We start from the raw sequence: 23,161 nt of genomic DNA, 5'->3' as shown, positions 1-23,161 counted from the left end.
CCGATTGACGTGCCCACGATGGACGATGTCGCCCGCATAGCAGGAGTGTCGGTGTCGACTGTCTCGCACGTTCTCAATGGCACCCGTAACGTCAACCCGACCACCCGCCAACGCGTCGACGCGGCAATTGTCGAGATCGGCTACCGACGCAACGTCGTTGCCCGCTCGCTCGCCGCGGGCCGAACCAATACGGTAGGGCTCTCGATCGCCGCCTTGACCAATCCCTATTTCGGCAGCTTGGTACACGCCGTCGAGCAACGACTGTCCGAGGCCGGATACGTGTTGATTCTCGGTGATTCGCACGACGAGCCGTTGTCCGAGCGGCGAGTGACCGATTCCCTGCTGGACCGTCAGGTCGACGGCATGATCCTCGCTCCCGCAGCAGGATCGGAGTCGACGACCATTCCGGAGATCGTGCGTAGTGGTACCCCTCTGGTGTTGATCGACCGGATGCTCGATCTTCCGTGCGATCAGGTGGGTCCGGAGAACGACGCCTCGGCCTACGAGCTCACCGCCCACCTCCTCGATGCAGGCCATCGTCGCATCGCGATCGTCCGCGGAATCGAAGGAATCTCCTCCACGAACGAACGGTTCGACGGTTATGCCCGCGCGCTCGCCGATCGGGGAGTCGACCTAGATCCTGGGCTCATCCTCGATGGTAGGTCCAACGTCGAGGTGGCCGAGATGCACGTACGTGCACTGATGTCGAGCTCGAACCGGCCTTCGGCACTGGTGTCGATGAACAACTCGATGACGATCGGTTCACTCAAAGCCGTTCGTGCCCTTGGCTTGTCGATTCCGCAGGATCTCGCGTTCGTATGCTACGACGATTTCGAATGGTCCGATCTGTTCGAGCCTCGCCTGACAGCCGCTGCTCAGGACGTACAGACGATAGGAAGAACCGCAGCCGACCTGTTGCTGAATCGCATCGAGGGGCGGGACGAGACGCCTCGGTCGATCCGAGTGCCGACCACGTTCAACCATCGCAATTCCTGCGGCTGCGCCGCAACCTCGGCCGGAATACCGGCCGCACCCGAAAGATAGGACAGCTCATGCCCATTGCCAGTCCGGATCAGTACGCGGCCATGCTCGACCGTGCGAAGGAGGGCGGGTTCGCCTACCCGTCGATCAATGTCACCGGCTCGCAGACGCTCAATGCAGCGCTGCAGGGCTTCGCCGAGGCCGAGAGCGATGGCATCATCCAGGTGTCGGTCGGCACCGCTCTGTACCTCTCCGGCAACGCCGTGCAGAACCGTTTCGCCGGTTCCAAGGCGCTCGCCCAGTACGCCCACGAAGTGGCGCAACACTATTCGATCTCGGTTGCGCTGCACACCGATCACTGCCCCGCCGAGAATCTGGACGACTGGGTGCGGCCACTGCTGGCCGACGCGATCGACCGACGCGGACGCGGACTCGACCCGCTGTACCAATCGCACATGTGGGACGGTTCGGCGGTGCCGCTCGACGAGAACCTGCGTGTCGCTCGAGAATTGCTCGATCTGTCGGTGCAGGCCAACACGATCCTCGAAATCGAAGTGGGCGTCATCGGAGGCGAAGAGGACGGCGTCTCACACGAGATCAACGAACAGTTGTACTCGACTGTCGACGATGCTCGGGCCACGATCGCCGCGCTCGGCGCAGGGGAGCGCGGTCGATACATGACGGCCCTGACCTTCGGCAACGTGCACGGCGTCTACAACCCTGACTCGGTACACCTCCGCCCAGAAATTCTCGCCGAGATCCAGGCTGTCGTCGGAGCCGAGACCGGTAAGGACAACCCGTTCGATCTGGTGTTCCACGGTGGATCGGGATCCAGTGCAGAAGACATCGCCTCCGCGGTGGCGAGTGGGGTGATCAAGATGAACATCGACACCGACACCCAATACGCCTTCACCCGATCCATCGCAGGGCACATGTTGAGCAAGTACGACCAGGTCCTCAAGGTCGACGGCGAGTACGGCAACAAGAAGGCCTACGACCCCCGATCGTGGGGCAAGCCGGCCGAGACTGCGATGGCGGCGAGAGTGGTCGAGGCGACGCAGATGCTCGGCTCGGCAGGCCGCACGATGCGCTGAGAACAATTTTTCTCGAACATGTCGAATTCTGCGGACCGGTTACGTCCCAGGGTCGAATGCAGAAAGAATGGCTGCATCCGACGCTAGGAGACATCATGGCCAAGTACCTCATGCTCAAGCATTACCGCGGAGCCCCCGAGCCTGCCGACTGGATCCCGATGGACCGGTGGACCCCGGCCGAAGTGCACGACCACATTCAGTTCATGCGAGATTTCGCCGCCGAGCTCGAGAAGACCGGCGAGTTCGTCGACGCGCAGGCCGTGGCCCCCGAGGGAACGTGGGTGCGCTCGGACGGCGAAGGGAAACCTCCGGTCACCGACGGTCCGTTCGCGGAGACCAAGGACCTCATCGCAGGCTGGATGGTGATCGACGTCGACTCCTACGATCGCGCGCTCGAGCTGGCCGGGCAGCTGTCGGCAGCGCCCGGTGCCGGTGGGAAGCCGATCGACGAATGGCTCGAGCTGCGTCCGTTCATGGAGGCTCCTCCCACGATCGCCGACTGACGACCATCATGGATCCCGGAGTGCTGCGGGCACTGACGCCCGCAGTGATCGGCGTCCTCGTCCACCGCGGAGCGGACTTCGCGTCGGCCGAGGACGCCGTGCAGGAGGCGTTGGTGCAGGCGACCTCGACGTGGGCACTCTCGACCGGGGCAGGTGACGCGCCGACGGACCCGAAGGGCTGGCTCGTCACCGTCGCCTGGCGAAAATTCCTCGATGGACAGCGCTCGGAGAAGGCGCGTCGCGATCGAGAAGACCGACTGGCGGCACAGCCGGGACCGGAGAGCGTGGGCGGCGTCGACGACACGCTGCAGTTGTTCTTCCTGTGTGCGCATCCTGCGCTGACTCCGGCGGCAGCGGTGGCGCTGACCCTGCGCGCCGTCGGTGGACTGACGACACGCCAGATCGCCCAGGCGTATCTGGTGCCGGAAAAGACCATGGCGCAGCGCATCAGCCGAGCGAAACGTGCGGTGCGTGATGTGCGTTTCGACGCGCCGGGCGACCTGAGCACGGTACGACGGGTGCTGTATCTCGTGTTCAACGAGGGGTACACCGGAGATGTCGACCTTGCGGCGGAGGCGATTCGGTTGACGCGGCAGCTGGCGACACTGTCCGACGACGAGGAAACGGCGGGTCTGTTGGCGCTGATGGTGCTGCACCACGCGCGCCGTTCGGCGAGAACCGGATCCGACGGTCGACTCATCCCCTTGGCCGAACAGGACCGATCCCGTTGGGACACAGCACTGATCGCCGAGGGCGTGCAAATTCTGCAGGCGGCGCTGGCCCGAGATCGGTTGGGTGAGTTCCAGGCCCAGGCGGCGATCGCCGCCCTGCACGCCGACGCGATGCGAGTCGAGGAGACCGACTGGGTGCAGATCGTCGAGTGGTACGACGAGTTGGTCGCCCTCACCGACAGCCCCGTCGTGCAGCTCAACCGCGCGGTGGCCGTCGGGGAAGCGGACGGCCCCGCCGCCGGGCTCGCGGCGCTGGCCGAGGTCGATTCCACGATCCCGAGGCACACTGCGGCGGCCGCGCATCTGCACGAGAAGGCGGGTGACCTCACGCAGGCCGCGCAGTTGTACGCCCGCGCAGCGCAGTCGGCTCCTTCGTTGGCCGAGCGCCACCATCTGACTCTGCAGGCCGCACGGATCCGTGGTGTGACTCCGTGACGTCATCGACCAAGCGTACGAACCGATCGGTTTCGTAATCTGATCGTTAGCGGTAGAAAGCGGAATCCGTGCGACCCTCGTATGGTGCTGATGTTGCCAATGGGACTGAAGAGAAAGAAGCGAACTCGATCCGCTGCGGTGGTGACGGCCGCCGTGCTGGGATCGATGTTGCTGACCGGAACGTCGGCCCAGGCCCTGCCGGGCAACTCGGGATCGGCCGACGCGGCCGCGGGAGCCGTTGGGATCCATCAGGTGTCGGCCACCCGTGCAGTGCTGAACGTGTTCTCCCCGTCCATGAATCGCGTCATCTCCAACGAGATTCTGCATTCGCCGGGAGGCGGACCTGCCCCGAGCCTGATCCTGCTCAACGGTGCACTCGGCAACGAAGACGGTGTGGGGTGGCTCAACAACTCCGGCGTCGAACAGTTCTTTCTCGACAAGAACGTCACGGTCGTAGCACCCATCGGAGGTCGCTTCAGCTTCTATACCGATTGGCAGACATCCGATCCGGTACTGGGCTCCAACATGTGGCAGACCTACCTGACTCGCGAACTGCCTGCTGCCGTCGACGCCGCCTACGGATCCAACGGTCGGCGCGGTGTGGCAGGACTGTCGATGAGCGGTGGCCCCGCACTGGATCTGGCGATCCAGGCCCCGGATGTGTTCGACGCCGCCGCGTCGTTCAGCGGATGTCCGGCACCGTCGAATCCGCTTGCCACCGCTGGTATCTCGGCGATGATCGCCGGCGGTCTCAACAACCCGTTCAACATGTGGGGTCTGCCCGGAAGCCAGGGATGGCGCGACCACGATCCATCGCTCAACGTCGAACGACTGCGCGGAACCGCGGTGTACGTCAGCTCGTCCCGCGGACTTCCCGGACCGGTGGACCGGATCCCCGAGGGTGCGATTCCCCCGTTCGGCGGAATGGCGGTCGAGGCGATGGTGAACTACTGCACGTCGATCTTCGTCGACGCACTGCGCCAGGCCGATGTGCCGGCCACGGTCTCCCTGCGCGACGAGGGCGCACACACATGGCCGCTGTTCGAGGATCAGCTACGCGAAGCCTGGTTCACCACGCTGGCACCCGCTCTGGGAACCAGGTGATTGCGCCGAGACTCTCGCGGGTACGCGTCGATGGACATCACCGACGAAGGGACCGCCCGAACATGGCGAAAGACGACTTGAACAGTGACAAGGAACTACACAAGGGCGACAAGGTCGAATGGCAGACCCACGGAACCACGACCGAGGGAACGGTGGTGGAGAAGATCACCTCCGAGACCGAAGCCGCAGGCAGAACCGTGAAGGCCTCGAAGGACGAACCTCAATACCGGGTCGAGAGCGACAAGTCGGGCAAGGATGCAGTACACAAGCCGGAATCGCTCGACAAGAAGAACTGAGCGACCACGAGGCGCAAACGCGCGCGCATTCGTCAAGTGCGCGCGGATTCGCGGCCTGTTTCGCGCGCGTTTGGCAAACGCGCGCGCGTTTGCGGATCTCGATGGCGCAGTGCAGTACTCAGGCCTGGGGCACCGATCGTTCTGCGCCCCAACTTCGTTCGATGTAGCCGCGTATCCGATCGATGTCCTCGGCGGGGATTCTCTCCGGTTCGCCGTTCTCGAGCGGATCGGTATGAAAAATGTACAAGCGTGAGGCGAACTGGTCGAACGGCAGCGAGCCTTCGCCTGCGCGTTCGCCGTTGCCCGCCGTTCCCACCACGACGCCGTCTCCCCAGTCCTGCCCGCTGTCGTTGTTCGGGTTGAAGAAATAGACCCGCATGACGCCGTCGGGGTCGGTGGTCACGCGCAGGATGGTGATGGCGTGCCACCCCACATACCGTGCAGCACTGTCGGTTACGGCCACACCGGCGGGCTGCGGATGAATCAGCGGCTGATGCCCGTTGTACTCGGGGTGATACGCCGCGTAGAACTGCCGCAGGAATGCGTCCAGGTCGACGATGTTTCCGGTGGCCACGTCGACGTCGATGTGGAACTCGCGAGCCGACCACCACCCGTGGAACTCCGGGTTGACCCAGCGGTGCGGATCGCCGGGGCGATCGGCGCAGCGCCTGACCATCTCGGCGTAGATGCGGTCGAGGTGCGGAACCAGCAGCAGTGACACCGGATCGAGATCCACCGGGTCCGATGTGGCGACTCCACTGGCGCTCTCGGTCGACGAGATCGATTGCCCCTCGAAGTGCATGACTATTTCCTCGTCACGCGCCGCCCACACCACCATCTGCAGGAGGTAGTCGGGATCGTTGTAGGCCCACATCGACAGTGCCCGCGCCGACTGGCACGTCGGGTTGTCGCCCTGACCGACGCCGAGCGGTTGCCCGAGCATCGACAACAGTCCACCCAGCAAGCGGGACTCCGGTGCCGGGACCGGCCCGAACGTGGTGTTCAACTTGTCCTGCACTGCGGGTGCGAGTTTCAGCGACATCTGCCGCCACAACGACGGCACGATCGGCGGTTGATGCAGAATCCCGCGATCGAGCAGCAGTGCCAATCCGTACAGGCACTGCGCGGTCTCGGGGTACACCGTCTCCTCGATGAGGCGATGGACCAGTTCCGGATAGCGCGTCAGACACGTGCGACCGGTATCCGACAGTCCCAACGCCTCGGGGAGAACGTACGAGTAGTGATCGACGAGGTACTGCGTCAACGTCGCGTGGTACGGCGAGACGAGTCCGGTGTCGTGCATCGCTCGCGCGAATCCGCGGGCCTCGAACTGCAGCGCCTCGACGTCCATCGCCTCGAGCCGCGACCGGTACACCTCCACGCCCGGATCCTCCCGGCACGCATCGGTGGTGCCGAACAGGGCCGTGATCAAGCGGTCCAGGCCTTGCCCGGAGGTGCCGAGGTCGACGGTCGGGTCGTCGCGATAGATCGCGATGCGAGTGACCATATCCTTGATGGTGTCCACCTGAATCGGGCGTTGCCGCAGGATCCGCCAGATTTCCTCGACCAACTCGTCGAGCACGCTGTCGTAGCCGATCTGCCCGGCCACGTACCCGAACAGATCACGGATCAGATGCGCGGTACGACCGAGGCGAACTCGCTCCGACTCGGACGGGGGTGTGAACAGAACGTCGAGATTGACCGCGAGGACCTGAGAAAGGAACCGACGGGCATCCTCGGCGGTGACCGCAGCATGCTCGTACTCGCCCGCAACGATCGCGACCATCCGCAGTTCGCTGGTCGCCTCGAGCACGAAGGTGTCGTCGTTGCCGCTGCGCAGGCTGGGCCCCACGAATCCTGGAACGAGAATGTCCGGCTGCGCCCAATCGGTGCCCGCGAAGAGCCCCGCATTCTCGAGCATCTCGGCGCGCTCACGAATTGCATGACAACCACCGGGCTGCAACAGAACTCGATGCAGCGCGTCGAGAACCCGCCGCACCTTGGTGTTCTTACTGAACTCGGGTGCACCGGCCAACGCCTCGGTGGCGTGGTCGAGTTGGGCCAGTCTCGACATCAAAGCCTTGTCGACCGGAGCCTTGTCGACCGGTGCAGAGTCGTTCATCGTCTGCGTCGTGGGTTCGTGGTCGTTGCCGAGTTGTTGCCTCACACGTAGAAGTCCAGTTCTTCCTGATGTTTCAGCAAGTCACGCATGACATAGGTATCTTCGCCGAAGAAGTACAGCAGTCCCCAGTGGGTGCCGAACGCTGTTCTCTTGGTGACGGTTTCCTCGACGGGTGCCGACAGATCGTTGGTCTCGTAGTAATCGTGCCCGGCCGTCTCCTCCGGAATTTCCAGATGGCTGACGACGCGTCGTCGTGGATAGACGCCGAAGCATCCGGCCACGCCCGTCGCATCGACGACCTCGCGCGGGAAGAAGGCGTCGATCTCCTCCTCGGTGGTCTTCGGGTCGAACGCCAATGCGAGGCCCTGGTACGCGTTGAACCCGTAGGCCCGCTCGAGCAGCTCAAAGACCTTGAAACCCGGTGGGCGGTAAGCAACTTCACCGAAGTACATCTCGCCGTCGCTGGTGACGAAGTACTCGGGGTGAATGAAGCCGAACTCGATGTCGAAGGTCTTGATCAGCTTCTCGATCTGCACCGTGATCTGCTCGCGGTACTTCTCCAGCTCGGGTGTCGCAGGAACGAACACCGAGTATCCGAGGGTGACGTACTCCGAGATGTTGAGAAACTTGATCTTGCCGTTGTGAATCCATGCTTCGACGGCGAACTCCCAGCCGTCGAGGTGCGATTCCATCAGCGCCGGAAATTCCTCGTCGGGAATGGAGTCGACCTCGTCAGGGGTACGAATGACGCGGTGGCCGAGGCAACCGGCCTTGTCGAAGGCCTTGACATGGATCGGGTCGTTGGGATCGCCGTCGAGCTTGAGTAGCGTCTGGTTGACACGTTTCAGGAATCGAATGACGTCCTCACGGTCGTGGGCTTCTTCGAAGATGCCCACCCGAATGCCGCCGAGCTGAGCGCGGCGCTTCATCAAGGACTTGTCGCGCAACAGCATTGCCTGACCGAACAGGCGTGGGTTGCCGAGCAACACCGAGTTGATGGCGCCGGCCCACTCCACTGTCTCTTCGTACAACGGAATCGCGACATCGACACCCTTGTCCTGCAGGGTCTCGGCGATTTCCAGTGAGCGATCGTTGAGTCGCTCGAAGTTCCACGGTAGGTACGGAATGTCGTGCTCGGTGCAGTACGCCTCGGCCCACTCCGGGGCGACGACGACGTAGCGCCGATCGAACTTGTCCAGTGCTTCCACCGCGGCCAAACTCCACCCCAGCAGGGCCACGAAACCCTTGTTCGGGTCTTTCTCCAGCCTGTCTGGCTGAGCCATGAAGTTCCTTCCCCTAGATGATTCATCGGTCGAGGTCCTTCGCTCCACCGTACAGAGGCAGTATCGGCCGGTCGGCACCCCCGTATGCGACTGTCGATCGGGAATGCGGCGGACCGAGGCGTTCGGTACCGGCCACGATCGACAGATTTCCGCCGATCGTGCACGATCGTGAGCAACCAGGTGCGGTTCGCGCCATCGAGGAACGAGGAGCACGAGATGACGGTCGACAAAACCGGTGCCGAGGTCGAGATCGCGCAGCAGGCAGATCGTTTCACCGTCTCGGTCGACGGCACACAGGTCGGCTTCACCGAGTTCGTCGACGACGAGGATGCGCGACGCATCTTCTTCCACACCGAGGTCGACGCGGCGTACGGCGGACGTGGTCTGGCAACGATTCTCGTGCAGCAGGCACTCGACGCCACCCGGGCGGACTCCAAACGCATCGTCCCGATCTGTCCCTTGGTGGAGGCGTTCGTGGGCAAGCACTCGGAATTCGACGACATCGTCGAGCAGCCCACCGACGAGATTCGGCAGTGGCTGGCCGACCAGCAGGGCTGACGGCGGGAATACCGTCGGGCCCCGGTAGGTTGAGCTCGATCAGTAGTTGCAGAGTCAACTACCCTGCCGAAAGGGAAGCCATGCCCGCAGTGACGGTCGACAACATCCTCGCGTTGCCCCGAATCCCCATGCCCGACGCCACCGCCGTACCCCGGCCGGTCCGGTCCGTCACGACGGCCCCGACGGGGTACGAAGGCGAGGGTTTTCCGGTTCGCCGCGCGTTTGCCGGACTGGACATGTCGTCCCTCGACCCGTTCATCCACATGGATCAGATGGGCGAGGTGAACTACGCGCCCGGTGAACCGAAAGGCACGCCGTGGCATCCGCACCGCGGATTCGAGACCGTCACGTACATGATCGACGGCATCATGGAGCACAAGGATTCTCACGGTGGCGGCGGCATCATCAGCGGCGGCGACACCCAATGGATGACGGCGGGTGGGGGAATTCTGCACATCGAGGCCCCGCCGGAGCATCTGGTGATGTCCGGTGGGCTGTTTCACGGCGTTCAGCTCTGGGTCAATCTGCCGCGGGAGAACAAGATGGCGCACCCGCGCTATCAGGACATCACCGGTAGCAAGGTGGCCTTGGCATCGAGTCCCGACGGCGGTGCGCTGGTTCGTGTCATTGCGGGCGACATCGCGGGTCTGCAGGGGCCGGGTTCGACATATACTCCGATTGCGCTCTCGCACAGCACGATCGCACCGGGCGCGGCGCTGACGTTGCCGTGGGAGCGCGAATTCAATGCACTCGTCTACGTTCTCGCGGGCGAGGGCACAGTGGGTGCGGAGAAGCGTCCGATCGGGATGGGGCAGACGGCGTTGTTCGGCCGCGGCGACACGATCGAGATGTCCGCGTCTGCGGTGGGGGAGTCGCTGGAGGTGTTCGTTCTCGGTGGCAAGCCGATTCGGGAACCCGTTGCGATGGCGGGCCCGTTCGTCATGAACACCAAGTCCGAGGTGTTGCAGGCGTTCGAGGACTACCAGGCCGGCCGGCTCGGCGTGCCCACCCGATGATCACCCCGGTCGTGCAACGATCTGCTGCATGACCGACGCCGAGCCCCGTATTCGTAGAACCCGGTTGTACCGCCGGTTGGTGACCCGTGCGGACGGTCCCCTCGAGCCCGCACGGGCAGCCAGGAGGCTCTCTGCCTACGTCTACGGAAACATCCTGATCCTCGCGGCGGTCGCGGCGTCGACGCCCGGCTCGATCGAGCACGGAACAGCTGCGGTCCTGGTTCTGGCTACGGCAGGGACGACGTTCCTGGCGCACGTGTTCGCCGATTTTGTGGCCAGTAGTCAAATACCCGAGGCGCATGGAAATGCCACCGACGAACAACGCAAGTTCAAGGCCGTCGAGGAACTACGTGATGCCGTCCCGATCCTGAGTTCCGGCACCGTCCCCGCGCTGATGCTTGCTCTCGGCTGGTTGTCGGTGATTCCGGCGCAGTGGTCGGAACTGCTGGCCGGCGGTGTCATCGTGGTGCGCATCGCCACGATTCAGATGGTCACGGAGCGAATTCGCGGCAATCCGTTGACCTTCCGTGCTCTTCTCGGTGGGCTGGCCACCGCCACGGTTGCTGCGCTGATCGTGTTGGCCAAGGTGTTTCTGGGGCACTAGCTCCCGAACTCGGCGTACAGCTCCGGCAGGAAGCCGGCGAGGTGGTTCATCTCCTGCCCGCAGTGCAGCATCAGATCTCGGGCCAGATCGAGCCCGAGTACGAGGTCGGTCGGATCCACCGACGCTCCCCGGCGGACGGCGCACGCAGCCTGCTTCACGTCCGGTACGTGCAACCCGCGCAGGTTCAGGTGGAAGCGGCTGCGCATCTCGGCACCACCGTCGACGGGTCTGACCTGATGGGCCAGCCACCCCAGGTCCACCGGTGCGATGGAGCTTCCCACTCGACCGAAGACGATCGTCTGATCCGAGGGAACGTCGAAGCCGTGCGCAATCGGGTCACGAAAACCGATGCCCAGTTGCTGAAGTTTCGGCCCGACGTACTCGTCCACGAAGGTCGTGTTGCCGACGTACTTGGCCTTGTCGGGTATGTCGAGTGCCGTTCGATCCTCCGCGAGAGCGGCGTAGAGGTGGGCATCGGGATGCCACAGCTTGTAGCGAGCGGCTTCGGTGGAATGCCATCCGAACCACCAGTCCCACATCGCCGCTGTCACCCGAGGCATCACCGTGCGTACCGCCACGAACGTCACCCCGTCGGCTCTCTGTCCGTATCCGGTCTCGACCCTGGAATACCCGGTGGGAGCGAGATCGGTTGTGATCGAGTCGAATCCGGGTACCGCGTCGGGTGAGAGCGGGGGGCCTGCGTAGGTATCGGCCACCACGGTCGGCACCGGAGTCGTGTGCTCGGCCATGTAGTGGGCGTACGGCCGGTCTCGGTCGGTGTCGCGGTAGCCCTGGTAACGCTGACCGCATTCGTCTGCAGACCCCACCGTCGGTGCCGCGACCGCCCTCGAGGCAGTCCCGAGGACGGTTGCGGTCACTGCTACTGCCGCCCCCACGACGACCTGACGCCGTGTCGGTTTCCTGTTCATTTGTCCCCCATGCTCAACTTGTGTTGAGAGTAAGTCGCGGGCTCAGGGCATGTCAACGACCAGTCAGTACACTGCCCGGTATGAGTCCTGCCACTCCCAAGGACGACGCATCCAGAGTGCGGCGACGCGACGAGATCGCAACAGCGGCGATCGACGTGCTGGCCACCAAAGGCTTTCGTGGGCTGACGCATCGGGCGGTGGACGAAGCAGCCGGCCTCGGCCCGGGCTCGGTGAACTATCACGCGCCCACCAGAAGTCGATTGCTGCACTTGGCGCTGGGGCAACTGTTCGCCCGCGACTTCGAGATTGCCGGGGCTACGTTCGGCAGTCTGGTCGACGTGAAACCCCTGACCGTGGACGTTGTGGTGACACGAATCGTGGATTTCATCCAAGCGATGACAACGGGCGACGCAGCCAAGCGGGTGATTGCGCGGGCCATCATGCTCGGCGAGGCTCAGCACGATCGCGAGGTGCGCGAGTTGTTCGATACTCAGCGCGGCGCATTCGTCACGTTCGCCCAGTGGATCGTTGCGTCACTGGACTCCGAGGACCCGCAGGCGGAAGCCGAGACACTGGTCGTGATGATCGAGGGCTTGATTCAGCGACAGGTGCTCATCGGATCACGCCTGCCCCGGTCGCTGGTGGAGCAGATGCTGCGAACGATCGTAGGATCGTCAGCGCTGATTGCGGAATAGCGCCGCACGCGTCATCAGCCCAGCAGTGACTTTCGCTCGGTGTGGGTGAACGTGAAGATCGTCGCGCCGAAGCTGATCAGTGCGGTGAGGAGCAGGACCTGCGGCCCGGTGATGACGACGCCGATGAATGCGCCGACCACCCCGCCCAGTGCGAACGACCCGAGAAGGGCTGTGTAGCAAAGCCAGTCGTAGTGTGTCCCGCCCCCGAACAGATGCCGCTCGATACCTTGACCGAGTTTGACCAACGTTCCGGTCACGTAGCTGAGCGGAATGTACGTCTCTTCCTTCTTCGTGAATGCGGTATTGAGCGCGCCGAGTGCGAAGGCCACCAACAGAATCGGGTAGAAGTTCACGTTTGCGGACGACCAACCGGAGATGGCGATATCGATCGTTCCGGCTGCGGCGAGTGCGATGGTGGTCAACACAGTCGCACCGTGCGGATGGTTCGACCAGTAGCGCCGCCTGCAGATCGAGGAGATCACCACGCCCGCGAGAAACGACCCCATCAAGGCCAGTGCAGCCCACGGCGAAGCGCCTGGCGCAACCTCTTTGCCCTCCGGGTGTCCGAAGTGGCCGACGACAGCGCGTTCGGTGTTGCCGGTCATGAAGGTCACGAAATAACCGGCGGAGTGCAAGAACGCCACTGCGCCCACCATCCCCGCGAGTCCGGAAAGAATCCAGGACAGGCGAGCTTCGGCGCCGACGGCTGTTTCGCGGCTGATCGACAAAGGGGAAGTCATGACTCGATTCTCCGGGCGTGGGGCGAACCAGCAACTCTTTGAGTCGTCGGTCACATAACCGACGTGTTCTCCACATTCGCGATCATTCCGCGGTGCATCACCCTGTTTCCGACCACCCCGCTGTGGTCGGCCCGATGCATCACACATCGGTTGTCCCACATCACCAGATCGCCAGGAGCCCACGCGTGCTGCACCACGTTGTCCGCTCGAGTGGAGTGCTCGAACAGGTACCGGATGGTCTCGTGCGTGTCCTCGGAGTTCATTCCGCTGATCGCGACGCATCGGGCCGGTGCCGAGAGCGCGAGTGCAGTGCGGCCGGACACCGGATGTACTGCGAACAACGGATGCTCGGCAGAGGAATCGCTGTCCGACGCCACCCCGGTCACCCGATGCGTCACCGTACGCCCCGCCAGGTTCTCTTTCACTGCCGCAGGCAGCGTCTCGTACGCCGAGTACTGGTCGCTGAACTGTGTGCTGCCGCCGGCTGTCGGTACGCACACAGCTCGTAATGCCGTGTACGCGGGGGGATTCGGCACGTACGTCGTATCGACGTGGAACGTCGACTTCGGCGGCGTGGTGCGGCCGATGTTGCTGACGACATTCAGGTCGGGAAATCCCGGGACCGGAGTCTCACCCTCGGTGAACATGAGATCACCGAACCGGCGAAGGAACTCGATGAAGCGTCGGTCGTCCATCGGTTGGTCACGCAGGATCAGTACACCGTATTCGGCCAGCTGCGTTCGCATGTCGTCGACCGAAGCCGAGTCCAGATCCAGACTGCGAATCTCCATTCCAAGCGTCATGATGCCAACTCCTTCACCGACTGTTCCCGGAGCGAGTGCGCGAACAGGCGGTCGATCGTGATGTCCGCTGCCGCGGCCATCACCGCAAGCACACTCGAGGGTGAGTACGAGCAGTAGAGACCGGCTTCGAGGAACCAGGGTTCCCCGTCGGGATCGATGCGGAAATCGAACAGCCCGTAGTGCCGGCAGCCGAGCGCTCGATAGCACGATCGTGCTGCCGCCCAGACCTTCTCGGTGATCGGATCAGAGGTGTCGACTATCCACGCTTTGGTCTGCTGTTTCGCGACCAGGTACAGATCCCCGTCCGCGGTCCGATTCAACTTGTCGGCACTCGTGCGCACGGAGTCGACGGCGTACTCCTCCAGGGGAAGACACACCAGCTCGCCGTCCACCGCGATGATGCCGCAGCGAACCTCGCGTCCTAGCGGGATATACGATTCCACCAGTGCGGCAGACGAATACGCCAGCGCGTCGCGGATTGCGGAGGCCACAGAGTCGTTGTCCTCGACGAGCGTGACTCCCATCGAGTTGTCCGAGTCGACGGGCTTGACTACGACGGGTAATTCGAGATCGACTGTGCCGCCACTGCGTACCACCATGCCGGCCGGGACGGCGACTCCGGCAGCAGCGACGACGGCACGGGCCAGCGCTTTGTCCGCCGTCATGGCCATGACATCCGGGGTGTTGCCCACGTACGGGACATCCATGAGATCGAACAGGCTGCGGTAGGTCGTCATGCCGGGCAGGCAGAACATCTGCGGCACCATGACGTCGAAGTGCCACGCAGACATGACTTCCACCGCCTGAGCCAAGGACATCTGCGGTGCCGCAGCCACAGTGGCGGAGTCGATCCCGCCGGGAAAGCTCCACAGCCCACCCGGGGAGACGAAAGCCACCTCGAGTTCGTACGCGGGATCGTCTCCGAGCGCGTCGAGGAAGCCCCCCGCGTACACCCGAGACAGATCGCAGTGGAACTCGTCCACCGAAGATCCGACGAGTACCAGGACCGACAGTGCCATCAGTCGCCTCCGTTCTCCACGAGCTTGCCGATGTTGAAGTCGATACGAGACCAGCCGCGACGCGCCGCGAGATTGCGCAACAGCAGGGATGGAATCTGTAGGTGATGCACCAGCAGGTATGGCAGCGGGTCCCAGCCGGTCAGGATTGCGTCCTTGCCGCGAAAAATGGTGCGGAGACGAGGTGCTCGATTGCCCTCGGTGAGCAGACGCCACAGCTCGTGGTAGATCCAGTACGTCGGCCGGGCCGTCGGACGCGGCACGATCATCGGATGATCGTCGTCGAGGTACGCCGCGGCCAGATCGGGATGGTCGTAGAACATCGTGATGGCCGAATGGGTGCGCGGGTTGCATTCGATGGCGTAGACCCGGCCGTCGGCAGCGGACTCGATGAAGTCGAACGACAGCTGCCCGGTGGTATCGAGCGACGAGACGAATGTGTTTACCCAGCTGAGGATTTCGGGCTTGTCGATCATGTCGTAGTTGACCTGGAAGGCAGACGACACGCAGCAGCCGTACACCTGAAGGCGACCTTCGCGCACCGTGCCGTGTGTGCAGTACTCCTGTCCGGCGATGAATTCCTGCAGGATCCACGGGTCGTCCTCGGTGATGTGCAGGCTCCGGGCGAACGAGGAGTTGCGCTCGGGCGTGTGCGCCGACAACCGCGTCAGATCCATTCGGCCGATCGGGTTGTACGAGATTCGCTTGAGGATGTACTCACGACCCGGCGCAAACTCGAACTCGTCGATCTGGGCGGGGTCGGTGATGCGTCGGAAGTCGGGAACACGCAGTCCCAATGACGCTGCGTGCTCGGAGAATCGGGACTTGTCGTCCACCATTCGCACGACGTCCGCGTCGCCGTGGATCACCTCGCAGTGCGCATCGAGGAGCGTACGTGCGTCCGCGTCGTGAATGCTCGCGGCCGGGCTTGCGACGGGCACGAAGACGTCGACCCCTTCGCGGCGAACGATGTCCAGCAGGGCCTCCGCGTATCCCGGATCACCCGGATCGGGAATGCAATGGAAGCGATCGACAGCGCGAGAAAAACGATGTCCGGTCCAGCGGTACTTCGCCGACTCCACCAGGATCACCCGATGCCCGGCGAGATGGAAGGATCGGGCGAGTTGCAGGGCCTTGGTCATCTTTCCGCCACTGATCAGAATCGTTCTGGGTGAACGGGTTCGATGGGTGGCGGGCCGGGTACCGCGCAGCGCCGCCACCCCCACCACCGCAAGATCGAGGGGAAGGGTGGCCGTGAGGCCGATCAGTGCTGCAACGGTGCGGATCATGTGCGCCGGATCAGCGTCACGCCGTCGCGCAGAGGAATCAGAACCTGTTCCACGCGAGGGTCGTCGGCGACGTAGTCGTTGAATTCGGCGATAGCCCGGCCGTTCTCGCTCGGCTGTGCAGCGTAGGGCTGCCCCTGCAGCAAAGTGTTGTCGACGGCGATCACGGCACCGTCGGAGAGCAGATCGCTCTCGAGCAGATACTCCACGTAGGCGCGATATCCGGTCTTGTCGGCGTCGATGAACACCAGGTCGAACGTCCCGTCCAGTCCGCGCAAGGTGTCGAGCGCAGGACCCACCTGCACCGTGATGGCAGATCCTGCAGTCGATTCCGCGAAGCAGGACTGCGCGAACTCGGCCACGTACGGATCCACCTCGCAGGCGACGACCTCGCCGCCTGCGGGCAGCGCCTCGGCCATCGCCAGCGCCGAGTAACCGGTGAACATGCCGATCTCGAGCACCCGCGTCGCCCGGGTCATGTGTACGAGGAACGCCAGGAAGCGTCCCTCCACATGGCCGGAGAGCATTTCCATCTCCAGGGGCCCGGAACCGGAGACCACGTCACGTGATCTCCAGTCCGCAGAGCGGGTCCGCGACGCCAACGTGGCCAGAGCCGCAGATTCGGAGGTGGTGCAGGTGTCGAGATACGGGTCGAGTCCCGCCGCGAGATCGCGGGCCCGATGCACACGGGTGGTCAGCTCGTCGGTCACCCCGGCGTCGAGTAGCGCGGCAATCTCGCCGAGCTCGCGGGCCAGGATTGTCGTCGGGGTGACCGGTCGCGGCTGCGCAGTCACGGCGTCGGTGCGGTGAACATGTCGAGGCCTTCGCCGGCGCGTGGAAAGTCGAGGCAGATCTTCTTGTGCAAGGTCAGCACATCGGCCAGCTCGTTCGCATCCAGGTCGTTGAGGAAACGGCAGGTGCCGATCGGGTCGGGTACTGCGGCGCGCAGAATTCCGTCACGGGTCTTGAGGATCGATGCCGTTGCCTCCGAGAGCAACTCGGGTGTCAGGTAGGGGCTGTCGAGCGCCAGTCCGATGCTGCTCATGACGCCCAGCACTCGATCACGGTCGGCACTCGACAGATGGCCTCTCTGTTCGGCGACGGTCGTCGACAGTGCCATGTCGATATTGATGGCATGACCGTGGAAGAACGGAGCGGGCGGCGTCAGCTCGAGTGTCGGGCTCCACGTGTGGCCGAAGGCGATGACGCGATCGAGGTCGATCTCGTGCAGGTTGGGAGCCTCGAGCTCGAGCATCGTCGCAATGGCCGAGTACGTCAATCGATCTGCCACCGAACGTAATTCGGGTGACCCGTCGAGGTGGCCGAAGCGAGTACGTAGCAGTTCCGGGCCGTACTGCTCCAGCATCTCGAAGATTTCCAGGTTGCCGACGACGGAGATCTTGATCAGCTCCGCCATCCCGTTGCGCACCTGGTCCTCGGGCAGCGTGCCGAGGAACGAGAAGTCGAGAAGCACCTTCTGTGATGCGTGGTACGCACCGAGCCGGTTCTTGTGCTTGCCGTAGTTCACGGCAACCTTGATCGACACGCTCGCGTCGATCAGGCCGATCAACGTGGTGGGAATGCGGATGTACGGGGTGTTGCGTCGGTAGCTGGCGCATGCGAAACCTGCTACGTCAGTGGTCAATCCACCACCGACCACCAGGACCGGCTCGGTGCGGACCAGGCCGAAGGCGTCGAATTCACCGACGATGCGCTCGAAGGTCTCCAGCGACTTCGCGGTTTCCCTGATCTGTACCGGGACCACCGTCAGCGCGATGTCGTGATGATCGAAGTACGCGCGGATTCGGTCCCCGTAGATCTCGTGGACCGACTCGTCGACGACCATCAGCGCGCGTCCGTACGGACGGTAGCTGTCGGCCAATTCGGTGTTCTCGAGGGCGAACACACCGTCGACGTAAATCAGGTCGTACTCGATGCGCTCGTATCCCTCGACGCGAAACGACCTGTCCCCGGCAACTACCTGGGCCTGAAGATTGCTCACAATTACTCCTGGGGTGGATGAAGGGTCAGGCTGAGATCAGAGCGCGCACGCGCTCGGGATCGAGTGCATCGACGGTGTCGGTGGCCGAGCCGAACTCGGTGCCTGCAGTGTTCTCGTTCGGGAATGCGACGCACGTGATGCCTGCGGCTGCTGCCGCCGCCGCGCCGCCGGCGTTGTCCTCGATGGCCACACTGTCGGATGCGTTCTCGCCCAACGTCTTCAAAGCGAACTCGTAGGACGCGGGATCGGGCTTGCCTGCGTCCACCGAGGATGCGTCGACGATGACGTCGAAGGAGTCGGCGGTGAGCTCCGGGCTCAGGGCCGCCAGTAATGCATCGATGTTGTCGCGGGACGTGGTGGTCACGAAGCCCACCTTGATGCCGTTCGCCTTGGCGGAGTCGATCGTATCGGCAACGCCGGGACGCGTTTTCACGTCGGATTCGCCGATCAACCGTTGGAAGATCTCCGATTTGGTGGCGTGCACTGCGGCCGCGTCGACCTCGGTGCCCGTATCGGACGCATATTCGCTGATCCGGTCGGCACCACCGTTCGACCCGAGCATGGAACGGTAGTCCTCACGAGACCAGTTCCAGTTCAGATCATGGGCTGCGAAGGCCTCGTTGAACGAGCGACGTTGCAGTTCGGATGTGTCGACGAGCGTGCTGATCGAGCCGAACAGAATTGCGGACATGGGTGCCTTTCGGAGCGAGAGACGTTGTACCAGTCAATGTCTCGGCATGCGCGATGGGTGAGTTGGTTCGGGGGGTATGCCCCATCGGCACCGAACGGGAAACCTTCGAATTTCTACGGTGTGGCGGGCGGTCCGTGCCGATGGACGGGTGCGGCCAGTACCGTCGGTGTGGAGCGTCCACGCAGCGTCACGGAGCCACCTGTTTTCCAGTGCTTCCTCTCACCCGCGGTTGCGTGATCGAGCACGACCGACGACGTGAGCACATCGGTGTTCGGGTCGTCTTTCGCGAGATCGGTGAGCCGGGCCGCTTGATTGACGGTGTCGCCGATGACGGTGTACTCGAAGCGGGATTCGGCTCCGATGTTGCCTGCGATGACCGGCCCGTACGTCACGCCGATGCCGATTTCGAAGCCGCCGTCGGAGGCGAGGGCGACGGCCAGGGTGCGTGCGGTGCGCAGTGCCGCCGTGGCGGGATCGGGGTGATCGACCGGAGCGCCGAAGATCAGCAATGCGGCATCGCCCTCGAACTTGTTGACGAAGCCGCCGTTACGTTCGCCGTGCTCGACTACCACTGCGAAGAACCGATTGAGAGTATCGACCACTGCCTCCGCGGACTCTCGCTCGGCCATCGCCGTCGAACCCACCAGGTCGATGAACAGCACGGCGACCGTCCTGTTCTCGCCGCCGAGGCGTGGAGCACTCGCCAATGCCCGCTGCGCCACGTCGTGGCCCACGTGCCTGCCGAACAGAGAACGCAGTCGCTCGCGCTCGTCGAGACCGACCACCATCTTGTTGAACCCGTTCTGCAAACGGCCGATCTCGGAAGCGTCGTAGACGTCGACGCGGGTGTCCGTCGCCCCTGCTTCGACGCGTTGCATGGCGGAGCTGACCTGCTGTAGCGGGTCCGATACGGAGCGTCCGACCAGAAACATGCCGCCGAATCCGACGACCAGGGCGATAGCGGACAGCGACACCATCGCGGGAGACAGGTCGACCTCGGGTGGGATGACGGTGTCGATCAATCTGCCGAGCCCGATGAGACCGAGACCCAGAATGGGGATGGCCGTGCTCAATACCCAGATGAGGACGACACGCAGCTTGACGCCGAGCGCGACCGTGTCGGTGACCTCACTGACGTCCATCACCGCGGCGGTGACCGGCCTGAGCGTTCGTTCGGCAACCAGATAGCCCAACGAGCAGGTCGCCAACCCGCCGAAGCTGACCGCGATGGCGACGATGATCGACAACGCTGCGCCTGCCGACGCATTGACCGCCACGAACACGGCGACACCAAGGGCCCACAGCAGAACGTGGACACCGAGCTGACGCAGCGGCAGTCGCACGATGGCGATCGCGGTGTCCTCCGACGGCGTACCGCCGGTATGCAGCCACAGCACGAGCGGCTTGGCGACGCGGAGTCCGAGCACGATCCCGATGCCGATCGCGACCGGCAGATACACGAAGAACGCCAGGTAGTTCCGGTCGGAAAGGATCTCCTCCGAGCCAACGGGCAACGGCAGGATGAACCGCGCCAACACGAACACGATGACCGCCCCGATGGCGTTGGCCGACACCATTCCCGCCGCGTAGAGCCGCATCGGGGTGCGGTCGAGGGCGGCGCGTAGAGCTGCGGTCACCGGTGAATCTCCGTTCTGTGGTTGCTCGAACTCCCGGGGCCCGAAAAAAGAATCGGGGCGATTCCGCACGAGTGACTATCTGTGTCGGCAAGTACCTGGTAATCTCCGTAACAGCTAACCACTCCTGTTCGACGATGAAAGGAACGACGGCGATGACCAGCACACTCTCCAGGAACGACGTTCTCGAGCCCGAGGATGTTTCGGCGCGTTTGCTCGATTCAGCCGCCCAGCTCTCGTACGACCCGGCCGAGGAGGTCGACTGGGAGGCCGATCTCGATCCCTCCCTCTACGGCCTCAACCCGGAGTGGAGCACCCTCTACGGCACGAAGTTGTGGGACGAGATGAGCGAGGAGCAGCGCATCACGCTCACTCGCCACGAGGTCTGCTCGATCATGAGCACCGGCATCTGGTTCGAGATGATCCTGCAGCAGATGGTTCTGCGCGATCAGTACTGCAAGGACTCCTCGAACTCGGACTTCCAGTTCGCGCTCACCGAGATCGCCGACGAATGCCGTCACTCGATCATGTTCGCCCGCGCCTGCCAGAAGATGGGTATCAAGGCGTACCTGCCGCGTCGATCGAGCATCGAGCTCGGCCGTGGCTTCAAGGCTCTCGCATCGGCCGAGGTGGCCTACGGCGGCATTCTCGTCGCCGAAGAAGTTCTCGATGTCATGCAGCGTGACTGGATGCGCGGCGAGAACGTGTTGCCGCTCGTGCGCACCACCAGCAAGATCCACGTCGTCGAGGAATCGCGACACATGACCTTCGCGCGCGCACAGATGCGTGAAGACATCGAGGGGAAGAGCCCGGCTCGCCGTAAGGCCAGCGCGTTGGTCGTCGCGATCGCTGCCCGCCTGATCGTGTCGAACATGGTCAACAAGGAGGTCTACGCGGCTGCGGGCCTCGATGTCGACCGCGCCGTGAAAGAAGCGAAGAACAACGCTCATCACCACACGATGATGCGCACCTCGAGCGAGCATCTGATGGCATTTCTCCTCGACTGCGGTTTGGTCACCAAGCCGGCCGAGATGATCTACCGTCGTCTGCACATGCTCTGACCACTCTTTTCGAGGCCGTGAAGGACATCTGAGAAACCCATGCCGTTCGCGATCACGCAGAACTGTTGCAACGACGCATCCTGCCTGTCGGTGTGCCCGGTCAACTGCATTCATCCCACGCCCGACGAGCCGGATTTCGGCAAGACCGAGCTGCTCTACATCGATCCGCGCTCGTGCATCGACTGCGGGGCCTGCGCGGACGCGTGCCCGGTGGACGCGATCACGCGCGTGTCCCGCTTGACGCCGGATCAGCAGATCTACGCCGACATCAATGCCGACTACTACCGCGACAAGCCTGCAGTAGCGGAGTGGGGTGAGCCCAAATTTCCGGTGTCGACGGTCAACGAACTGCCGCCGGTCAGCATCGCCATCGTCGGGACCGGACCGGCCGCCTGCTACACGGCGCAAGCCCTGTTGCGGGTGCCGGGCACCAGGATCACGTTCTACGACCGATTGCACACCGCGGGTGGTCTCGCGCGCTACGGCGTCGCTCCCGATCACCTCGGCACCCGCCGCATCAGTGAGCACTTCCGGGGGATCTTCGCGCATCCTCGGGTCACGATGAAGCTCGGCGTCGAGGTCGGTAAGGACGTCGATCACGTCGAGTTGGCTCGAAAGTTCGACTCCGTCGTTTATGCCGTCGGTGCCGACAAGGACCGAGCGCTCGACATCCCCGGTATCGACCTCGACAATTCCGTCAGCGCACGCACCCTGGTCGGCTGGTACACCGGGCATCCCGACGTCCCCGCCGACGCGATCGACCTCACCGGCGTCGAGCGGGTGACCGTCATCGGAAACGGGAACGTCGCACTCGATGCAGCGCGCATCCTCACCGCAGACCCGGACCGGCTCGACGGTACCGAGATCGCTCCGCATGCACTGGCCGAATTGCGTCGACACCGCGTCACCGAGGTCGTTGTTCTCGCGCGCCGTGGCCCCGAGTTCGCGGCCTTCACGCGTTCCGAGTGCAAGGCGTTGGTCGATCGACCGGACGTCGACGTGGTGGTGGCAGGACCGGACGGAATTGTCGACGCTATCGATCGATTGCCGCTGTCTGCCTCGGCGTCGGCGCTGGCCGGGGCCGAGCGCGTCGATCTCGGCTCGCGTGCTCGAGGGCGTCGCATCGTCTTCGCGTTCGGGCGGGCACCATCCGCCCTGCACGGAAACGGCTCGGTGGAGTCCATCGAGGTGGGGGTGGGTGAACACGCGGTCACTCTGTCGACGGAGCTGGTTCTGCTCGCGATCGGTTATCGCGGAACTCCGTCGCCGGGCGTCCCGTTCGACGACATCACCGGCACCATTCGCAACGACGGCGGACGGATCACCGCTGCCGACGGCACTCCGGTTCCGGGCAGCTATGTGGTCGGATGGGCCAAACGGGGTGCCACGGGCGGCATCGGCGACAACAAGATCGACGCGGAGGAAACGGCCGAGGCCTTGCTCGCGGACGTCCCGACACGAGGCCCGGCTCGTCCGCTCGGCTGGTACGGCAAAGTGAGCGCCGCTCTCGGTGATCGAGTCTCGCGAGCGCGCTGACCGGCGGTAACTCCGTGTTCTGTTCACTTTGTGTAGCAGTC

23 protein-coding genes are annotated in these 23,161 nt (G+C 63.8%); 12 read left to right on the top strand and 11 right to left on the bottom strand.

The genetic code is table 11. The features are described from left to right. Positions 1-18: 18 nt before the first annotated feature. The 6 genes from CH294_RS04390 (at position 19) to CH294_RS04365 (ending at position 5,144) form a co-directional block, all read left to right on the top strand. Entirely contained in the window at positions 19-1,044 is a 1,026-nt protein-coding gene (locus tag CH294_RS04390; protein WP_242640294.1) for a LacI family DNA-binding transcriptional regulator, read from the top strand. An 8-nt stretch (positions 1,045-1,052) separates the two neighbouring features. Further along, positions 1,053-2,075: a class II fructose-bisphosphate aldolase gene (fbaA, locus tag CH294_RS04385; RefSeq protein ID WP_032405687.1), complete on the top strand. Its 1,023-nt coding sequence runs from the start codon at positions 1,053-1,055 to the stop codon at positions 2,073-2,075. A gap of 95 nt (positions 2,076-2,170) precedes the next feature. Next, on the top strand, positions 2,171-2,578 hold the full coding sequence (locus CH294_RS04380; protein WP_032405986.1) for a YciI family protein: 408 nt from the start codon (positions 2,171-2,173) through the stop codon (positions 2,576-2,578). 8 nt (positions 2,579-2,586) lie between these two features. Beyond that, positions 2,587-3,744 (top strand): DUF6596 domain-containing protein, encoded by a 1,158-nt coding sequence (locus CH294_RS04375; RefSeq protein ID WP_094737188.1) that lies wholly within the window; start codon positions 2,587-2,589, stop codon positions 3,742-3,744. Positions 3,745-3,843: 99 nt separating this feature from the next. Beyond that, on the top strand, positions 3,844-4,848 hold the full coding sequence (locus tag CH294_RS04370) for an alpha/beta hydrolase family protein (protein WP_249305038.1): 1,005 nt from the start codon (positions 3,844-3,846) through the stop codon (positions 4,846-4,848). Between the two features lie 62 nt (positions 4,849-4,910). Continuing rightward, entirely contained in the window at positions 4,911-5,144 is a 234-nt protein-coding gene (locus CH294_RS04365) for a DUF2945 domain-containing protein (protein WP_037154081.1), read from the top strand. Positions 5,145-5,262: 118 nt separating this feature from the next. Here CH294_RS04365 and CH294_RS04360 read toward each other — a convergent pair whose 3' ends face one another. Further along, positions 5,263-7,266, bottom strand: coding sequence for a hypothetical protein (locus CH294_RS04360; RefSeq protein ID WP_037154078.1), 2,004 nt, complete (start codon positions 7,264-7,266; stop codon positions 5,263-5,265). Positions 7,267-7,307: 41 nt separating this feature from the next. After that, positions 7,308-8,549, bottom strand: coding sequence for a carboxylate--amine ligase (locus tag CH294_RS04355; protein ID WP_032405689.1), 1,242 nt, complete (start codon positions 8,547-8,549; stop codon positions 7,308-7,310). A gap of 216 nt (positions 8,550-8,765) precedes the next feature. On the opposite strand from CH294_RS04355, the gene CH294_RS04350 reads away from it, so the two are divergent. The 3 genes from CH294_RS04350 (at position 8,766) to CH294_RS04340 (ending at position 10,727) form a co-directional block, all read left to right on the top strand. Then, positions 8,766-9,107: a GNAT family N-acetyltransferase gene (locus CH294_RS04350; protein ID WP_037154076.1), complete on the top strand. Its 342-nt coding sequence runs from the start codon at positions 8,766-8,768 to the stop codon at positions 9,105-9,107. Between the two features lie 80 nt (positions 9,108-9,187). Further along, a complete protein-coding gene (locus CH294_RS04345) occupies positions 9,188-10,123 on the top strand; it encodes a pirin family protein (RefSeq protein ID WP_037154074.1) in 936 nt (311 codons plus the stop codon). 28 nt (positions 10,124-10,151) lie between these two features. Continuing rightward, on the top strand, positions 10,152-10,727 hold the full coding sequence (locus CH294_RS04340; protein ID WP_032405692.1) for a hypothetical protein: 576 nt from the start codon (positions 10,152-10,154) through the stop codon (positions 10,725-10,727). Here the strand turns inward: CH294_RS04340 and CH294_RS04335 are convergent. Continuing rightward, positions 10,724-11,656 carry a hypothetical protein gene (locus CH294_RS04335; protein WP_249305036.1) on the bottom strand — a complete coding sequence of 311 codons (933 nt, stop codon included), beginning with the start codon at positions 11,654-11,656 and terminating at the stop codon, positions 10,724-10,726. The genes CH294_RS04340 and CH294_RS04335 overlap by 4 nt on opposite strands. Positions 11,657-11,736: 80 nt before the next feature. Here CH294_RS04335 and CH294_RS04330 point away from each other — a divergent pair, with 80 nt between their 5' ends. Next, positions 11,737-12,351, top strand: a complete 615-nt coding sequence (locus CH294_RS04330; RefSeq protein WP_052058708.1) for a TetR family transcriptional regulator C-terminal domain-containing protein — start codon at positions 11,737-11,739, stop codon at positions 12,349-12,351. A gap of 14 nt (positions 12,352-12,365) precedes the next feature. Here CH294_RS04330 and CH294_RS04325 read toward each other — a convergent pair whose 3' ends face one another. From CH294_RS04325 to CH294_RS04290, 8 genes are all read right to left on the bottom strand, one after another. Then, positions 12,366-13,091, bottom strand: coding sequence for a YoaK family protein (locus tag CH294_RS04325; RefSeq protein WP_052058707.1), 726 nt, complete (start codon positions 13,089-13,091; stop codon positions 12,366-12,368). A gap of 50 nt (positions 13,092-13,141) precedes the next feature. Next, entirely contained in the window at positions 13,142-13,894 is a 753-nt protein-coding gene (locus CH294_RS04320; RefSeq protein WP_032405693.1) for a TauD/TfdA family dioxygenase, read from the bottom strand. Then, positions 13,891-14,913, bottom strand: coding sequence for a D-alanine--D-alanine ligase (locus tag CH294_RS04315; RefSeq protein WP_094737088.1), 1,023 nt, complete (start codon positions 14,911-14,913; stop codon positions 13,891-13,893). The genes CH294_RS04320 and CH294_RS04315 overlap by 4 nt, the downstream gene beginning before the upstream one ends. Further along, positions 14,913-16,199, bottom strand: coding sequence for an ATP-grasp enzyme (locus tag CH294_RS04310; protein WP_094737087.1), 1,287 nt, complete (start codon positions 16,197-16,199; stop codon positions 14,913-14,915). The genes CH294_RS04315 and CH294_RS04310 overlap by 1 nt, the downstream gene beginning before the upstream one ends. Beyond that, the gene (locus CH294_RS04305; RefSeq protein ID WP_037154068.1) at positions 16,196-16,990 is read right to left on the bottom strand and encodes a class I SAM-dependent methyltransferase; all 795 of its coding nucleotides are present in this window, start codon (positions 16,988-16,990) and stop codon (positions 16,196-16,198) included. The genes CH294_RS04310 and CH294_RS04305 overlap by 4 nt, the downstream gene beginning before the upstream one ends. Next, a complete protein-coding gene (locus tag CH294_RS04300) occupies positions 16,987-18,198 on the bottom strand; it encodes a sedoheptulose 7-phosphate cyclase (protein WP_037154066.1) in 1,212 nt (403 codons plus the stop codon). The genes CH294_RS04305 and CH294_RS04300 overlap by 4 nt, the downstream gene beginning before the upstream one ends. 25 nt (positions 18,199-18,223) lie before the next feature. Beyond that, positions 18,224-18,889 carry an HAD-IA family hydrolase gene (locus tag CH294_RS04295; protein WP_032405698.1) on the bottom strand — a complete coding sequence of 222 codons (666 nt, stop codon included), beginning with the start codon at positions 18,887-18,889 and terminating at the stop codon, positions 18,224-18,226. Positions 18,890-19,002: 113 nt separating this feature from the next. Further along, positions 19,003-20,526: an adenylate/guanylate cyclase domain-containing protein gene (locus tag CH294_RS04290; protein ID WP_094737086.1), complete on the bottom strand. Its 1,524-nt coding sequence runs from the start codon at positions 20,524-20,526 to the stop codon at positions 19,003-19,005. Positions 20,527-20,678: 152 nt separating this feature from the next. On the opposite strand from CH294_RS04290, the gene CH294_RS04285 reads away from it, so the two are divergent. Together CH294_RS04285 and CH294_RS04280 are read left to right on the top strand one after the other, a co-directional pair. Further along, on the top strand, positions 20,679-21,584 hold the full coding sequence (locus CH294_RS04285; RefSeq protein ID WP_032405699.1) for a diiron oxygenase: 906 nt from the start codon (positions 20,679-20,681) through the stop codon (positions 21,582-21,584). Between the two features lie 39 nt (positions 21,585-21,623). Next, positions 21,624-23,120, top strand: coding sequence for an FAD-dependent oxidoreductase (locus CH294_RS04280; RefSeq protein WP_032405700.1), 1,497 nt, complete (start codon positions 21,624-21,626; stop codon positions 23,118-23,120). Positions 23,121-23,161 lie beyond the last annotated feature (41 nt).

Origin of the sequence: Rhodococcus sp. 14-2483-1-1 (genome assembly GCF_002259335.1) — a bacterium.
Lineage (GTDB): Bacteria > Actinomycetota > Actinomycetes > Mycobacteriales > Mycobacteriaceae > Rhodococcoides.
The sequence above is the reverse complement of the archived record's forward strand: the minus strand, read 5'-3'. Positions and strand labels throughout refer to the sequence as shown.

What these genes read in the sequence shown, in the direction of transcription:
- CH294_RS04320 (WP_032405693.1), bottom strand. Translation starts at nt 13,894, where the DNA reads ATGACGCTTGGAATGGAGATTCGCAGTCTGGATCTGGACTCGGCTTCG.
- CH294_RS04380 (WP_032405986.1), top strand. Translation starts at nt 2,171, where the DNA reads ATGGCCAAGTACCTCATGCTCAAGCATTACCGCGGAGCCCCCGAGCCT.
- fbaA (WP_032405687.1), top strand. Translation starts at nt 1,053, where the DNA reads ATGCCCATTGCCAGTCCGGATCAGTACGCGGCCATGCTCGACCGTGCG.
- CH294_RS04340 (WP_032405692.1), top strand. Translation starts at nt 10,152, where the DNA reads ATGACCGACGCCGAGCCCCGTATTCGTAGAACCCGGTTGTACCGCCGG.
- CH294_RS04310 (WP_094737087.1), bottom strand. Translation starts at nt 16,199, where the DNA reads ATGATCCGCACCGTTGCAGCACTGATCGGCCTCACGGCCACCCTTCCC.
- CH294_RS04390 (WP_242640294.1), top strand. Translation starts at nt 19, where the DNA reads ATGGACGATGTCGCCCGCATAGCAGGAGTGTCGGTGTCGACTGTCTCG.
- CH294_RS04295 (WP_032405698.1), bottom strand. Translation starts at nt 18,889, where the DNA reads ATGTCCGCAATTCTGTTCGGCTCGATCAGCACGCTCGTCGACACATCC.
- CH294_RS04315 (WP_094737088.1), bottom strand. Translation starts at nt 14,913, where the DNA reads ATGGCACTGTCGGTCCTGGTACTCGTCGGATCTTCGGTGGACGAGTTC.
- CH294_RS04350 (WP_037154076.1), top strand. Translation starts at nt 8,766, where the DNA reads ATGACGGTCGACAAAACCGGTGCCGAGGTCGAGATCGCGCAGCAGGCA.
- CH294_RS04345 (WP_037154074.1), top strand. Translation starts at nt 9,188, where the DNA reads ATGCCCGCAGTGACGGTCGACAACATCCTCGCGTTGCCCCGAATCCCC.
- CH294_RS04330 (WP_052058708.1), top strand. Translation starts at nt 11,737, where the DNA reads ATGAGTCCTGCCACTCCCAAGGACGACGCATCCAGAGTGCGGCGACGC.
- CH294_RS04280 (WP_032405700.1), top strand. Translation starts at nt 21,624, where the DNA reads ATGCCGTTCGCGATCACGCAGAACTGTTGCAACGACGCATCCTGCCTG.
- CH294_RS04375 (WP_094737188.1), top strand. Translation starts at nt 2,587, where the DNA reads ATGGATCCCGGAGTGCTGCGGGCACTGACGCCCGCAGTGATCGGCGTC.
- CH294_RS04360 (WP_037154078.1), bottom strand. Translation starts at nt 7,266, where the DNA reads ATGAACGACTCTGCACCGGTCGACAAGGCTCCGGTCGACAAGGCTTTG.
- CH294_RS04335 (WP_249305036.1), bottom strand. Translation starts at nt 11,656, where the DNA reads ATGAACAGGAAACCGACACGGCGTCAGGTCGTCGTGGGGGCGGCAGTA.
- CH294_RS04355 (WP_032405689.1), bottom strand. Translation starts at nt 8,549, where the DNA reads ATGGCTCAGCCAGACAGGCTGGAGAAAGACCCGAACAAGGGTTTCGTG.
- CH294_RS04370 (WP_249305038.1), top strand. Translation starts at nt 3,844, where the DNA reads ATGGGACTGAAGAGAAAGAAGCGAACTCGATCCGCTGCGGTGGTGACG.
- CH294_RS04285 (WP_032405699.1), top strand. Translation starts at nt 20,679, where the DNA reads ATGACCAGCACACTCTCCAGGAACGACGTTCTCGAGCCCGAGGATGTT.
- CH294_RS04365 (WP_037154081.1), top strand. Translation starts at nt 4,911, where the DNA reads ATGGCGAAAGACGACTTGAACAGTGACAAGGAACTACACAAGGGCGAC.
- CH294_RS04325 (WP_052058707.1), bottom strand. Translation starts at nt 13,091, where the DNA reads ATGACTTCCCCTTTGTCGATCAGCCGCGAAACAGCCGTCGGCGCCGAA.